Genomic DNA, 12,808 nt, shown 5'->3' on the forward strand with positions numbered 1-12,808 from the left:
GTGGAAAGAAGAGAGCGTGCCGCGTTCAGCCCTTGCGCAGGATCAGCGCGAGCAGCAGCATCGACAGCACGAAGCTGATCCAGACCGAGGGCTCGGCCTCGAGGCTGAACCAGGCCTGGAACTTGTCGGCCAGGCCGACGAAGGCCAGGTTGACGTAGGCCGCCGACAGCAGGCCGATGAACAGCCGGTCGCCGCGCGTGGTGGCGATCGGCAGCCAGCCGCGGCGCAGCGTGGTCGGCGACTTGAGCTCCCACAGCGTCATGCCGGCCAGCATGAGCACGATGCAGATGAAGAACACGGCCACCGGGGTGGTCCAGACCATCCAGTCGAACATCTCTGTTGTCTCCTCAGACGCGACCCATCGCAAAGCCTTTTGCGATGTAGTGACGCACGAACCAGATCACGATCGCGCCCGGCACGATGGTCAGCACGCCGGCCGCCGCCAGGGTCGCCCAGTCCATGCCCGAGGCGCTCACGGTGCGCGTCATCGTCGCCACGATCGGCTTGGCATTCACGCTCGTGAGCGTGCGCGCCAGCAGCAGCTCGACCCAGCTGAACATGAAGCAGAAGAAGGCGGCCACGCCCACGCCAGCCTTGATCAGCGGCAGGAAGATGGTGAGGAAGAAGCGCGGGAACGAGTAGCCGTCGATGTAGGCGGTCTCGTCGATCTCGCGCGGGATGCCGCTCATGAAGCCCTCGAGGATCCAGACCGCGAGCGGCACGTTGAACAGCAGGTGCGCGAGCGCCACGCCCAGGTGCGTGTCCATCAGGCCGACCGTGCTGTAGAGCTGGAAGAACGGCAGCAGGAACACCGCGGGCGGCGTCATGCGGTTCGTGAGCAGCCAGAAGAACACGTGCTTGTCGCCGAGGAAGGAATAGCGCGAGAAGGCATAGGCCGCCGGCAGCGCCACCGTCAGCGAGATCACCGTGTTGATCGCCACGTAGATCAGGCTGTTGATGTAGCCCGAGTACCACGACTCGTCGGTGAAGATGCGCGCGTAGTTGGCCCAGGTGAGCTGCTGCGGGAAGAACGAGAAGCTCGAGAGGATCTCCTCGTTCGTCTTGAAGCTCATGTTGATCATCCAGTAGATGGGCAACAGCGCGAACAGGATGTACAGCACCAGGAAGATGCTGCGCTTGTGGAACCGTTTCTCGTTCATCGCTCGACCTCCGCTTCCTGCGTACCCACCCGCTGCATCCAGTTGTAGAGCACGAAGCACAGCAGCAGGATGATGAGGAAATAGATCAGCGAGAACGCCGCCGCCGGCCCCAGGTCGAACTGGCCCACGGCCTTCTGCGTCAGGTACTGGCTCAGGAAGGTGGTGGCATTGCCCGGCCCGCCGCCCGTCAGCACGAAGGGCTCGGTGTAGATCATGAAGCTGTCCATGAAGCGCAGCAGCACCGCGATCATCAGCACGCCGCGCATCTTGGGCAGCTGGATGTAGCGGAACACCGCGAACTTGCTGGCGCCGTCGATGCGCGCGGCCTGGTAGTAGGCATCGGGGATCGAGCGCAGGCCGGCATAGCACAGCAGCGCCACCAGCGGCGTCCAGTGCCACACGTCCATCACCAGCACCGTGAGCCAGGCGTCGGTGGCGCTGCCGGTGTAGTTGTAGTCCACGCCGAGCTTCTGCAGCGCGTGGCCCAGCAGGCCGATGTCGGCGCGGCCGTAGATCTGCCAGATGGTGCCGACCACGTTCCAGGGAATCAGCAGCGAGAGCGCGACCACCACCAGCACGGCCGAGGACTTCCAGCCCTTGGCCGGCATCGACAGCGCGAGCGCGATGCCCAGCGGGATCTCGACCAGCAGCACCGCGAGCGAGAAGCCGAGCTGGCGCCACAGCGCCTGATGCAGCTCGTCGTCGCGCATCACGGCGGCGAACCACTCGGTGCCGACGAAGACGCGGCGCTCGGGCGAGATGATGTCCTGCACCGAGTAGTTCACCACCGTCATCAGCGGCACGATGGCCGAGAAGGCCACGCAGACCAGCACCGGCAGCACGAGCCACCAGGCCTTCTGGTTAATGGGCTTGTTGATGGTGCTCATGCCACCAGCTCCTCGTCCTTGTAGTAGCAGGTGTGCGCGTCCAGCACGCGCAGCCACACCGTGTCGCCCACCGCGGGCGGCTGCTCGTCGGGATGCAGGCGCACCTTGAGCGGGCTGCCGTCCGCATGGGCGCTCACCATCGTGTAGGTGCCCACGTCCTGCACCTGCGCCACCGTCGCGGGCACGGCGCCGCCGGCACCGGCCGGGGCCAGCCGCAGGTACTCGGGGCGGATGCCGATCTTGAGTTCGCCCGCCGGCAGTTCGCGCGTGGGCACCAGCGGCGTGCCCGCCACCTCGATGGTGCCGTGAGCGCTCTTCGCGGCCAGGAAGTTCATGCCCGGCGAACCGATGAAGTGGCCGACGAAGGTGTGGGCCGGGCGCTCGAACAGCGCGTCGGCGCTGCCCACCTGCACTGCCTTGCCGCGCGTCATCACCACCACCTCCTCGGCGAAGGTCAGCGCCTCCACCTGGTCGTGCGTGACGTAGATCAGCGTGAGCTTGAGCTCGCGGTGGATCTGCTTGAGCTTGCGCCGCAGCTGCCACTTGAGGTGCGGATCGATCACGGTCAGCGGCTCGTCGAACAGCACCGCCGACACGTCGCTGCGCACCAGGCCGCGGCCCAGCGAGATCTTCTGCTTGGCGTCGGCCGCGAGGCCCGCGGCGCGCTGGTCGAGCTGGCCGCTCATGTCGAGCATCTCGGCGATCTCGCCGACGCGCTTCCTGATCTGGTCGGCCGGCATCTTGCGGTTGCGCAGCGGGAACGCGAGGTTCTCGGCCACGGTCATCGTGTCGTAGATCACCGGGAACTGGAACACCTGCGCGATGTTGCGTTCCTGCGGCGTGGCCTGCGTCACGTCGCGGCCGTCGAACCTGACCGTGCCCTGCGAAGGCACGAGCAGGCCCGAGACGATGTTGAGCATGGTGGTCTTGCCGCAGCCCGAGGGGCCGAGCAAGGCGTAGGCGCCGCCGTCGCGAAAGCTCATCGTGAGCGGCAGCAGCGCATAGTCGCTGTCCTGCGTCGGGTTCGGGCGGTAGGCGTGGGCCAGGTCGAGGTCGATGCGGGCCATCTCAGTTTCCTTTGCGCCATGCCGGCGCGCGCGCCAGCTTCTCGCCGGCATCGAACACATAGGCCCGCGCCGCGCTGAAGTACAGCGTGATCGAGGCCCCCAGCTCGAAGCGGTGCACGCCGGTGAGCTGCGCCACCAGTTCGCCGACCGCGGTCTCCACGTGCACGAAGGTGTCGGAGCCCGAGATCTCGGCCAGCTCCACGGTGCCGGGCAGCGCGATGTCGCCCTCGCCCGCTTCCACGTCGAGCGCGCTCGCGCGCAGCCCGATGGTGACCGCGCCCGCCACCGACTCGGGCAGCGCGAGCGCCAGCGCCGGCCCGCCGGCCAGTTGCACGCTGCCCGCGGCGGCGGTGCCGGCCAGCAGGTTCATCGGCGGATCGCTGAAGGCGCGCGCCACGCGCAGCGACCGCGGCGCATGGAACACCTCGGCGGTCGGGCCGTACTGCAGCAGCTCGCCGGCATCCATCACCGCGGTGTGGCCGCCGAGCAGCAGCGCCTCGCCGGGCTCGGTGGTGGCGTAGATCACGGTCGAGTCGCCGGCCGCGAACAGCTGCGTGAGTTCCTCGCGCAGGCCTTCGCGCAGCTTGTAGTCGAGGTTCACCAGCGGCTCGTCGAGCAGCATCAGCGGCGCGTTCTTGGCCAGCGCGCGCGCCAGCGCCACGCGCTGCTGCTGGCCGCCCGAGAGCTCCTGCGGATAGCGGTCGAGGAACATGCCGATATGCAGCTTGTCGGCCAGCGCGCGCACGCGGGCGTCGATGTTCGATTCGCCGCGCAGCTTGAGCGGCGAGGCGATGTTGTCGGCCACCTTCAGCGAGGGATAGTTGATGAACTGCTGATAGACCATCGCCACGTTGCGTTCGCGCACCAGCATGCCGGTGACGTCCTGGCCGTCGACCAGCACGCGGCCCTCGGTGGGCGTGTCGAGGCCGGCCATCAGCCGCATCAGGCTGGTCTTGCCGGCCTGCGTGGCGCCGAGCAGCACGGTCACCGCGCCGCTCTTCGGCGCGATGCTCTGCTCGTAGAGCCAGGTTTGCGCGCCGACCTTCTTGGTCACGCGCTCCAGTGACAGCTGCATCAGCCTTCCCTCCCTTGCATGTCCACCCTTCCGCGATGCGCATCCAGCCAGTCGGCCACCTGCCGACGTTGCTGCGGCGTGTAGCGCAGCCCGAGCTTGGAACGGCGCCACAGCACGTCGTCGGCGCTCACCACCCATTCGTCGCGTTGCAGGAAGCGCAGCTCGCGCTCGTGCAGGCCGGGCGCCACCTCGGCGCCGAGGTCGGCCATCGATGCGGCATCGCCGAGCAGCTCGCCGATGCGCGCGCCGTAGGCACGCGCGAGGCGCCGCGCGAGCTTCGCGTCGAGCCAGCCGTGGCGTTGCTGCACGGCGGCCAGGAAACGTTCGAAATCGCCGTCGGGCCGCTGCGCCGCGCCGATCCAGGCCGACAGGTCGCCGCCCGCGAGGAAGGCGCCCTCGGTCCAGGCCGGGCGCTGGCTGTTCGGCTGGCCCAGCATGCGGCCGACCTCGTCGGCGGCGTCCTCGGCCAGCTTGCGGAAGGTGGTGATCTTTCCGCCCCACACCGACAGCAGCGGCGCGGCGGCGGTGTTCGACTCGAGCATGTAGTCGCGCGTGACCGCCGACGGATCGCCCGAGGCATCGTCGAGCAGCGGGCGCACGCCCGAGTAGGTCCACACCACGTCGCTCGGCGCGATCGGCTTCTCGAAATAGCGGCTGGCCTGGGTGCAGAGGTACTCGACCTCCTCGTCGGCGATGCGCGCCGCGCCCGGGTCGTCGCCGTGCAGCTCGATGTCGGTGGTGCCGATCAGCGTGAAGTCGTCCTGGTAGGGGATCGCGAAGATGATCCGCTTGTCGGGGTTCTGGAAGATGTAGGCGTGGTCGTGCGCGAACACGCGCGGCACCACGATGTGGCTGCCCTTCACGAGGCGCAGGCTCTTGGTGGCCAGCGCCTCGCCGTGGGCGGGCTTCGCCACGCCGCGCAGGAAGGATTCGGCCCAGGGCCCGGCGGCGTTCACGACCGCGCGGGCGCGCACCGTGCGGTGCGTGCCGTCGGGGCCCTCGAGCACCGCGGTCCAGCCGTCGGCCTCGCGCCGCGCATGCACGCAGCGGGTGCGCGTGAGCACCTCGGCGCCGCGCGCGCGCGCATCGAGCGCATTGAGCACCACCAGCCGAGCGTCGTCGACCCAGCCGTCCGAATAGACGAAGCCGCGCTTGAACTGCGGCTTGAGCGGCGCGCCCGCGGCATGGGTGCGCAGGTCCACGCCGCGCGAGGCCGGCAGCACCTCGCGTTTGGCGAGGTGGTCGTAGAGGAACAGGCCGATGCGGATCATCCAGGCCGGGCGCATCGAGGGGTCGTGCGGCATCACGAAGCGCAGCGGCCACATGATGTGCGGCGCGCTCTTGAGCAGCACCTCGCGCTCCTGCAGCGCCTTGCGCACCAGCGAGAACTCGTAGTACTCGAGGTAGCGCAGCCCGCCGTGGATCAGCTTGGTCGACGACGAGGAGGTGTGGGAGGCGAGGTCGTCCTTCTCGCACAGCACCACGCGCCAGCCGCGGCCCGCGAGATCGCGCGCGATGCCGCAGCCGTTGATGCCGCCGCCGACGATCAGCACATCGCAGTCGGTGGCCGGTGCCGGCGGATTCTGGGAGAGATCGCTCACTGGAATGCCACCCGTCCTTTCGCCCGTCTTTTGTTGTTGCGATGCATGACCGAAGTCACCGAAGGCGGCCATTGTATTTTCGGTTTTTTTCACTTGAGTTCCTTATGGCGCGATTTTCCCCCGAGTTTTCCCTGATGAATGTTCGTTTTTTTTCGTTCTATAAAGTGACGCATCGGGCGCTCCGGCAACGGCCCCGGCGCGTTTTTTTGCGTACTCTCGGCTTACTTCCATTCGTTTTCGCCCCCACTCAGTGAATTCCAACCCCCGCCAGATCAATCTCCTCGACACCGTGCGCGCCCGCGGTTCGGTCACGGTCGAGCAGCTCGCCGACATGCTCGGCGTGACCCTGCAGACGGTGCGGCGCGACGTGCAGCGGCTGGCCGACGAAGGCCTTTTGACCCGCTTCCATGGCGGCGTGCGCGTGCCGAGCTCGACCACCGAGAACATCGGCTACCAGCAGCGCGAGACGCTGCATGCCGACGGCAAGGCGCGCATCGCGCGGCGCGTGGCCGAACTGGTGCCGAACGACTGCTCGCTGATCCTCAACATCGGCACCACCACCGAGGCGATCGCGAAGGCGCTGATGCGCCACACCGGCCTGCGCGTGATCACCAACAACCTGAACGTGGCGACCATCCTGAGCGGCAACAGCCAGTGCGAGGTGATCGTGGCGGGCGGTTCGGTGCGCGCGCGCGACCGCGCGGTCGTGGGCGAGGCCACGATCGATTTCATCCGGCAGTTCAAGGTGGACATCGCGCTGATCGGCGTGTCGAGCATCGAGTCCGACGGCTCGCTGCGCGACTTCGACCTGCGCGAGGTGAAGGTGGCGCAGACCATCATCGCGCAGGCGCGCGAGGTCTGGCTCGCGGCCGACGCGAGCAAGTTCAACCGCCCCGCCATGATCCAGCTCGGAACCCTGTCCCAGATCGACCGCCTCTTCACCGATGCGGAACCGCCCGATCCCTTCCCGACGCTGCTGCGCGACGCGCAGGTGCGGCTCGAGATCGCCCGGCCCCATCAGACCCCGAAGGAATGACTCCCGCATGACGACCACCTACCTGCTGGCCCTCGACCAGGGCACTTCCAGCTCGCGCAGCATCGTGTTCGACCGCGGCGGCCACGTGGTGGCCATCGCGCAGAAGGAGCTCACGCAGATCTACCCGCAGCCGGGCTGGGTCGAGCACGACCCGCTCGAGATCTGGGACAGCCAGCTCGCGACCGCGCGCGAGGTCATCGCCAAGGCGAAGCTGCGGCCCGAGGACATCCACGCGATAGGCATCACCAACCAGCGCGAGACCACCGTGCTGTGGCACCGCGAGACGGGCAAGCCGGTGCACCACGCGATCGTGTGGCAGGACCGGCGCGCCGAGCCGCTGTGCGCGCGGCTGCGCGAGGAGGGCCTGGCCGACACCATCCGCGAGAAGACCGGCCTCGTGATCGATGCCTACTTCTCGGGCACCAAGCTGCGCTGGCTGCTCGACAACGTGCCCGGCGCGCGCGAACAGGCCGAGCGCGGCGAGCTCGCCTTCGGCACCGTCGACAGCTGGCTGATGTGGCAGCTCACGGGCGGGCGCAAGCACGTGACCGACGTGAGCAATGCCTCGCGCACCATGCTGTTCAACGTGCATCGCAACGAATGGGATGCCGAGCTGCTGGCGGCGCTGCGCATCCCCGCCGCGCTGATGCCGGCGGTGCAGCCCTCGGCCTCGCACTTCGTCGACACCGACGCCGCGCTGCTGGGCCGCTCGCTGCCGGTGGGCGGCGTGGCCGGCGACCAGCAGAGCGCCCTCTTCGGCCAGGCCTGCTTCGAGGCCGGCATGGCCAAGAACACCTACGGCACCGGCTGCTTCCTGCTGATGCACACGGGCGAGGCCTTCCAGCCCTCGAGCAACGGCCTGCTCGTGACCAGCGCGGCGCAGACAAGCACGCAGCCGCAGTACGCGATGGAAGGCAGCGTGTTCGTGGGCGGCGCCGTGGTGCAGTGGCTGCGCGACGGCCTCAAGGCGATCAAGGGCAGCGCCGAGGTGCAGTCGCTGGCCGAGAGCGTGCCCGACGCGGGCGGCGTGATGATGGTGCCGGCCTTCACCGGCCTGGGCGCGCCCTACTGGAACGCCGACGCGCGCGGCACCATCACCGGCCTCACGCGCGGCACCACCGTGGCCCACATCGCGCGCGCCGCGCTCGAGAGCATCGCATACCAGAGCGCCGCGCTGCTGCAGGCCATGAGCCGCGACGCGGTGGCCGCGGGCGGCAAGCCGGTGGCCGAGCTGCGCGTCGACGGCGGCGCCAGCGTGAACGACCTGCTGATGCAGTTCCAGGCCGACCTGCTGGGCATCCCGGTGGTGCGGCCCGAGGTGGTCGAGACCACCGCGCTGGGCGCGGCCTACCTCGCGGGGCTGTCGAGCGGCGTCTACGGCGACGTCGGCCAGCTCTCGAAACAGTGGAAGGTGGAGCGCCGCTTCATGCCCACGATGGGCCGCGCGCAGGCCGAGGAATCGATGGCGCGCTGGGAGCGCGCGGTGCGCCAGGCCACGCAGGCCTGAGCGCCTGGCCCGGGCCTACCAGCCCCAGGTGAGGCTGGTCGCCACCCAGCCCACCGCGCCGCCCTCGTGGCGCACCTTGGTCCACTTGCCGCGCTTCTCGAGCGTGCGCAGCACGTCGCCGTAGCCGGCCTTCTTCACGATCGGACCGCGCGCGCCCGGCGCGCGCCGCAGGTTCGCCACCTGCGCCTTCACCACGCGGTGCGGCACCTTGTTCGTCATCGAGCGGTAGACCCAGGCGCGGTCGCCCTCGAAGTCGCGCACCTGCAGCCAGTCGCCCTTGCGCTGGAGCACCTGGAACGGATAGCCGCGCGTCACGGTCCAGTGCGCGGGGTTGCCCACGCCGGGGCCGCTGCGCAGGTTGAGCGTCCTGACCGCGGAACTGACCATCTCGCGCGCCCAGGCGGCCGGGGCCGAGACGAGCAGCAGGGTCATGACGAGCAGGAGCGCGGGCAGTCGGCTGAATCCGTTCATGGAGGAGGGTTTCCTTTCTCGAGAAGCAAGGGTTTTCCAGAGGGCCGGCGAGGCCGGCGCGAGCCCTTCTGGGCCGCATGCGCCGCAGAAGTTCCGCGGCCGATCGATGGCTGATCGATACTTGCGCGATGTCCCCGTCTCCCAGGAATCATCGAAACAGCCGCGCGCGGACGCTGTCGCGCGCCATCCCATGGGCCGCCACCGTCGCGCTGCTCGCCCTCGGCCTGCTCGTGTCGGGCTGCACCGACGGCTATCCGAGCGAAGACGCGCCCAACGTGCGGCACATGACGGACGACCAGCACCTGCGCGCCCTCAACCACTACCTCGCGCTCGGCGCGACCGCGAGCGGCACCATGCACCGCAAGCTCGTGAGCCAGGATGACTGCCACGTGGTGCTCAAGAAGCGCCGCGAGGCCGGCCAGACCCAGCGCATCGTGATCCCGCTGCTCGAGTCGAGCGTGGAGATCGCCACCCAGCCCGGCGGCAGCGGCCTGCGCGTGAAGCTCGCGCAGCACCTGGAAGACGGCGAGCGGGAGGTCCGGCTCAAGCTCGACCTGGACCGCTGGATCGACGCGGTCGCATGGCGCTCGCACTTCCAGCAGCTGCAGATGAACTGCCGCGAGATCAGCGAAGGCGCCGACGCCGCGTAGCGCCCCCGTGCGCCGGCGAAGCCCTCCCTCGCGACGGGGGCACTGCGCGGAACACCCGTCCACGGCGGCAGAATCGCGCCCGCGATCCACCCCTCCGCCCGCTCCGCTTGACACAGCCGCCCGCCCAAGCCCCCGACCTGCTCCAGGCGCCGGCCATTCCCTCCCCCGACACCGCGCGCAGCACCGGCCTGCTCGCCTGCGGCGTGGTGGCCGCCACCCTGCTCGCCGTGATCGTGCTCGGCCACGACGGGCGCCGCATCGCGCAGCTCGCGGTGCTGGCGCTGCCGATGGTGCTGTGGCTGGCCTGGCCGGTGCGCAGCGCGCGCGTGCGCCGCTGGCGCACCGTGCTGGCCTGTGCCTGGACCCTGGCCTTCGCCTTCGACGGCGCCTTGCGCGCCTACCTGCTCGACACCTACCAGGCCGCGCCCGACGGCGCCATGGTGCTGAGCGCCGCGGCCAACACCAACGCACGCGAGAGCGGCGAGTACCTGCAGATGCACTGGCGCTCGGCGCTGCTGTGGAGCGGCGCGGCCGCCGCCGCGGCCCTGCTGGTGGCGGCCTTCGCGCGGCGCGGAGCCAGCGCGCCGGCCGGGGCGCGCGCGCGGCCGCCGGGCTGGGCCACGGCACTGCTCGCGCTGCTGCTGCTGGTGGCCTGCGTGGGCTATGCGAGCAAGCCCTGGCGGCGGCTGCATCCGGTGCTCTTCTGGTCGCAGTGGGGCCAGTCGATCCATGCGCTGCGCGGCCTCTGGGCCGACCAGGAGCGGATGCGCGAACGGATGCTCGCGCGCGCCAAGGCCATGGCGCCGGTGATCGAGCACGCCGGTCCGTCGACCGTGGTGCTGGTCATCACCGACAGCATCAACCGCGACAACATGGGGCTCTACGGCTACGGCCGCCCGACCACGCCGCGCCTGCTGGCCCACAAGGCGCAGGCGGGCGCGCACATGGAGGTGCTGCCCAATGCCTGGTCGGTCGATGCCACCACCGTGCCCGCGCTGCGCAACATGTTCCATTTCGGCCTGCCCGAGAGCGAGAACCCGCCGCACCTGCTCGCGCTCGCGCGCGCGGCCGGCTACAAGGTCTGGTGGATCAGCAACCACGACGACCTCGCGATCGAGCAGCAGCATGCGCGCTACGCCGACGTGGTCGACATGGTCAACCGCACGCCGGGCCGCGCGAGCGCCTCGCTCGACGGCGAGATCCTCGACTGCATGCAGGAGGCGCTGGACGACACCAGCGCCGAGCGCAAGCTGATCGTGGTGCACCTGATGGGCGCCCATCCGCACTACAGCCTGCGCTTTCCGCCCGATGCCAACCCCTTCGACGACAGCGTCGACGCGGTCGAGACCGGGCTGATGAAGAACGGCCGCTCGGCCTGGGTGCGCCACTACCGCCACGAGTACGACGCCGCCCTGCTCTATCACGACTTCGTGGTGTCCGAACTGCTGCAGCAGACGCGCAGCGCCGGCCCGCCGCAGGAGCCCCGCGCCTGGATGTACCTGTCGGACCATGGGCAGGAAGTGGGCCACGGCAGCGACCGCGCGGGCCACAGCCCCGCGACCGCCTCGGGCTACCGCATCCCTACCGTGATCTGGCGCCGTCCGCAGACGCCGTTCGCGGACCATGCGCCGCAGCAGCCGCAGCAACCGTTTCGCGCGGACTGGGCCGGCTGGACGCTGATGAACCTGCTCGACATCCACTGGAACGGCCAGCGGCCCGAGCGCGACGTGCTCGGTGCGACCTACCGCTGGGAAGCGCCCACGCTGCCGGTGGCGGTGGAATCGTTCGAGCGCTGAGGTAGCGGCGCGTTCAGGCCGCGCCGTACATCACGTCGGAGCGCAGCACGTACTTCGTGCCGGCCTCGATCGCCGCGCCCTCGTGCCAGGTGTCGTGCACGAACAGCAGCGCGGCGCCGGCCTCGGGCTTCACGCGGAACTCGCGGAAATCGGTGTCGCCGCCCGTGAAGCCGTCGTTGAGATAGACCAGCAGCGTGAGCCGGCTCGTGAAGCCGTCCTCGCGCCAGGGGCCGTCCTTGTGCATCTTGAAGCGCTGGCCCGGCAGGTACTTGTAGAAGCGCAGCTCGCGCGGCAACCCGAGCGCGGCCTCGCCCTCGAGCACCGGCAGTTCGACTTGGCCCAGGCGCTGCCAGAGCAGCGCCACCCATTCGGGCGCCGCGAGCATCGCGCGCTCGTTGTTGCGGATCGCGGGCATGGCCTTCGGGCCCTCGGCGGTGCGCACGCCGGCCGCCGCGAAGCCCTCGCGCTCGGCCAGCGCGATCAGCGCCTCGCATTCGTCGGCCGACAGGAACTGCCCGACCGAAAACGCGCGCGGCGAATGGACCACGAGGTGCATTCGCCGCTTTCGCTCCGGGAGGTCGCCGTTCAGTGGGCCGGTACCAGGAAGTCCTGGCTGATGCGCACGCCGAGTTCGTTCACGCGGTCGAGGAACTGCGTGAGGTAGGCATGCAGGCCGGTCGCGAGGATCTCGTCGACGCGCGCGTACTGCAGGTCGGCCAGCAGCTTGCCGGCGCGGCGCTGGGTTTCGGCGCTCTGCTCGTTCTGCACCTTCGCGAGGTTGGCCACCACCTCGGCCAGGCTCGCATGCAGCGAGCGCGGCATGTCGGCGCGCAGGATCAGCAGCTCGGCCACGCGCTCGGGCTTGATCACGTCGCGGTAGACCTTGCGGTAGACCTCGAAGGCCGAGACGCTGCGCAGGATCGCGCTCCAGTGATAGAAGTCGTACTCCTGGTCCTCCTCGGTGGCGGCACCGAAGAACTCGCTGTTGAGCGCGTGGAACTTCACGTCGACCAGCCGCGCCGTGTTGTCGGCGCGTTCGAGGAAGGTGCCCAGGCGCGAGAAGTAGAAGGCCTCGTCCTGCAGCATCGTGCCCAGCGTGACGCCGCGCGAGAGGTGCGAGCGGAACTTGACCCATTCGAAGAACTGGCCGGGATCGCGCTCGAAGTCGCCCGCGCGCAGCATGCGGTTGACCTCGAGCCAGGTGGTGTTCTGCGTTTCCCAGGCCTCGGTGGTCAGCGCGCCGCGCACCGCGCGCGCGTTCTCGCGCGCGGCCTTGAGGCAGGAGAGGATCGAGGACGGATTGCTCTCGTCCTTGACCATGAACTCCATCACCTCGTTGGGCGCGATCTGGTCGTACTTCTGGTTGTACGAGGGCAGCAGCTCGCTGATCGAGAGCACGCCCTGCCAGCCGTACTTGGCGACCTCGGCCGACTGCGGCAGCAGCGAGGTCTGGTAGTTGACGTCGAGCATGCGCGCGGTGTTCTCGGCGCGCTCGGTGTAGCGGGACATCCAGTAGAGGTGGTCTGCGGTGCGGGACAGCATGTGGTTCTCCGGGCTT

The 12,808-nt window shown here is 69.4% G+C and carries 13 protein-coding genes; 4 read left to right on the top strand and 9 right to left on the bottom strand.

Annotation, left to right across the window (positions count from 1 at the left end):
* Positions 1 to 25 precede the first annotated feature (25 nt).
* From KV106_RS33920 to glpD, 6 genes are read right to left on the bottom strand one after another with little or no spacing between them, the layout of a single operon-like run.
* The gene (locus KV106_RS33920) at positions 26 to 334 is read right to left on the bottom strand and encodes a DUF2160 domain-containing protein (protein WP_057592251.1); all 309 of its coding nucleotides are present in this window, start codon (positions 332 to 334) and stop codon (positions 26 to 28) included.
* Between the two features lie 13 nt (positions 335 to 347).
* Positions 348 to 1,160 carry a carbohydrate ABC transporter permease gene (locus KV106_RS33925; protein WP_019656045.1) on the bottom strand — a complete coding sequence of 271 codons (813 nt, stop codon included), beginning with the start codon at positions 1,158 to 1,160 and terminating at the stop codon, positions 348 to 350.
* Positions 1,157 to 2,047, bottom strand: a complete 891-nt coding sequence (locus tag KV106_RS33930) for a carbohydrate ABC transporter permease (RefSeq protein ID WP_057592252.1) — start codon at positions 2,045 to 2,047, stop codon at positions 1,157 to 1,159. Before KV106_RS33930 ends, KV106_RS33925 begins: the two co-directional genes overlap by 4 nt.
* Entirely contained in the window at positions 2,044 to 3,114 is a 1,071-nt protein-coding gene (locus tag KV106_RS33935; protein WP_057592253.1) for an ABC transporter ATP-binding protein, read from the bottom strand. Before KV106_RS33935 ends, KV106_RS33930 begins: the two co-directional genes overlap by 4 nt.
* A 1-nt stretch (position 3,115) precedes the next feature.
* Entirely contained in the window at positions 3,116 to 4,189 is a 1,074-nt protein-coding gene (locus KV106_RS33940; RefSeq protein ID WP_261216019.1) for an ABC transporter ATP-binding protein, read from the bottom strand.
* A complete protein-coding gene (glpD, locus tag KV106_RS33945; protein ID WP_261216021.1) occupies positions 4,189 to 5,883 on the bottom strand; it encodes a glycerol-3-phosphate dehydrogenase in 1,695 nt (564 codons plus the stop codon). The genes KV106_RS33940 and glpD overlap by 1 nt, the downstream gene beginning before the upstream one ends.
* Positions 5,884 to 6,040: 157 nt before the next feature.
* Here glpD and KV106_RS33950 point away from each other — a divergent pair, with 157 nt between their 5' ends.
* A complete protein-coding gene (locus tag KV106_RS33950) occupies positions 6,041 to 6,826 on the top strand; it encodes a DeoR/GlpR family DNA-binding transcription regulator (protein ID WP_057592256.1) in 786 nt (261 codons plus the stop codon).
* 7 nt (positions 6,827 to 6,833) lie between these two features.
* Positions 6,834 to 8,333 (top strand): glycerol kinase GlpK, encoded by a 1,500-nt coding sequence (glpK, locus tag KV106_RS33955; RefSeq protein WP_057592257.1) that lies wholly within the window; start codon positions 6,834 to 6,836, stop codon positions 8,331 to 8,333.
* 15 nt (positions 8,334 to 8,348) lie between these two features.
* Here the strand turns inward: glpK and KV106_RS33960 are convergent, their stop codons facing one another.
* Positions 8,349 to 8,804 carry an SH3 domain-containing protein gene (locus KV106_RS33960; protein WP_057592258.1) on the bottom strand — a complete coding sequence of 152 codons (456 nt, stop codon included), beginning with the start codon at positions 8,802 to 8,804 and terminating at the stop codon, positions 8,349 to 8,351.
* A gap of 128 nt (positions 8,805 to 8,932) precedes the next feature.
* Between KV106_RS33960 and KV106_RS33965 the strand changes: the two genes are divergently transcribed.
* Positions 8,933 to 9,454, top strand: a complete 522-nt coding sequence (locus tag KV106_RS33965; protein ID WP_261216024.1) for a hypothetical protein — start codon at positions 8,933 to 8,935, stop codon at positions 9,452 to 9,454.
* A gap of 107 nt (positions 9,455 to 9,561) precedes the next feature.
* Positions 9,562 to 11,250, top strand: coding sequence for a phosphoethanolamine transferase (locus KV106_RS33970; RefSeq protein ID WP_462982922.1), 1,689 nt, complete (start codon positions 9,562 to 9,564; stop codon positions 11,248 to 11,250).
* 13 nt (positions 11,251 to 11,263) lie between these two features.
* On the opposite strand, the gene KV106_RS33975 is transcribed toward KV106_RS33970, so the two are convergent.
* Positions 11,264 to 11,806 (bottom strand): prolyl hydroxylase family protein, encoded by a 543-nt coding sequence (locus KV106_RS33975; RefSeq protein WP_261216025.1) that lies wholly within the window; start codon positions 11,804 to 11,806, stop codon positions 11,264 to 11,266.
* Positions 11,807 to 11,835: 29 nt separating this feature from the next.
* Positions 11,836 to 12,792: an alpha-E domain-containing protein gene (locus KV106_RS33980; protein WP_057592260.1), complete on the bottom strand. Its 957-nt coding sequence runs from the start codon at positions 12,790 to 12,792 to the stop codon at positions 11,836 to 11,838.
* Positions 12,793 to 12,808: the final 16 nt, after the last annotated feature.

The organism is Variovorax endophyticus (assembly GCF_025376855.1).
In the GTDB taxonomy this organism is placed as follows: Bacteria; Pseudomonadota; Gammaproteobacteria; order Burkholderiales; family Burkholderiaceae_C; genus Variovorax.

Bases quoted from the DNA above. Each gene is read 5' to 3' on its own strand.
- KV106_RS33920 (WP_057592251.1), bottom strand. From the start codon at position 334: ATGTTCGACTGGATGGTCTGGACCACCCCGGTGGCCGTGTTCTTCATC.
- KV106_RS33925 (WP_019656045.1), bottom strand. From the start codon at position 1,160: ATGAACGAGAAACGGTTCCACAAGCGCAGCATCTTCCTGGTGCTGTAC.
- KV106_RS33935 (WP_057592253.1), bottom strand. From the start codon at position 3,114: ATGGCCCGCATCGACCTCGACCTGGCCCACGCCTACCGCCCGAACCCG.
- KV106_RS33980 (WP_057592260.1), bottom strand. From the start codon at position 12,792: ATGCTGTCCCGCACCGCAGACCACCTCTACTGGATGTCCCGCTACACC.
- KV106_RS33940 (WP_261216019.1), bottom strand. From the start codon at position 4,189: ATGCAGCTGTCACTGGAGCGCGTGACCAAGAAGGTCGGCGCGCAAACC.
- glpK (WP_057592257.1), top strand. From the start codon at position 6,834: ATGACGACCACCTACCTGCTGGCCCTCGACCAGGGCACTTCCAGCTCG.
- KV106_RS33965 (WP_261216024.1), top strand. From the start codon at position 8,933: ATGTCCCCGTCTCCCAGGAATCATCGAAACAGCCGCGCGCGGACGCTG.
- KV106_RS33930 (WP_057592252.1), bottom strand. From the start codon at position 2,047: ATGAGCACCATCAACAAGCCCATTAACCAGAAGGCCTGGTGGCTCGTG.
- KV106_RS33960 (WP_057592258.1), bottom strand. From the start codon at position 8,804: ATGAACGGATTCAGCCGACTGCCCGCGCTCCTGCTCGTCATGACCCTG.
- KV106_RS33975 (WP_261216025.1), bottom strand. From the start codon at position 11,806: ATGCACCTCGTGGTCCATTCGCCGCGCGCGTTTTCGGTCGGGCAGTTC.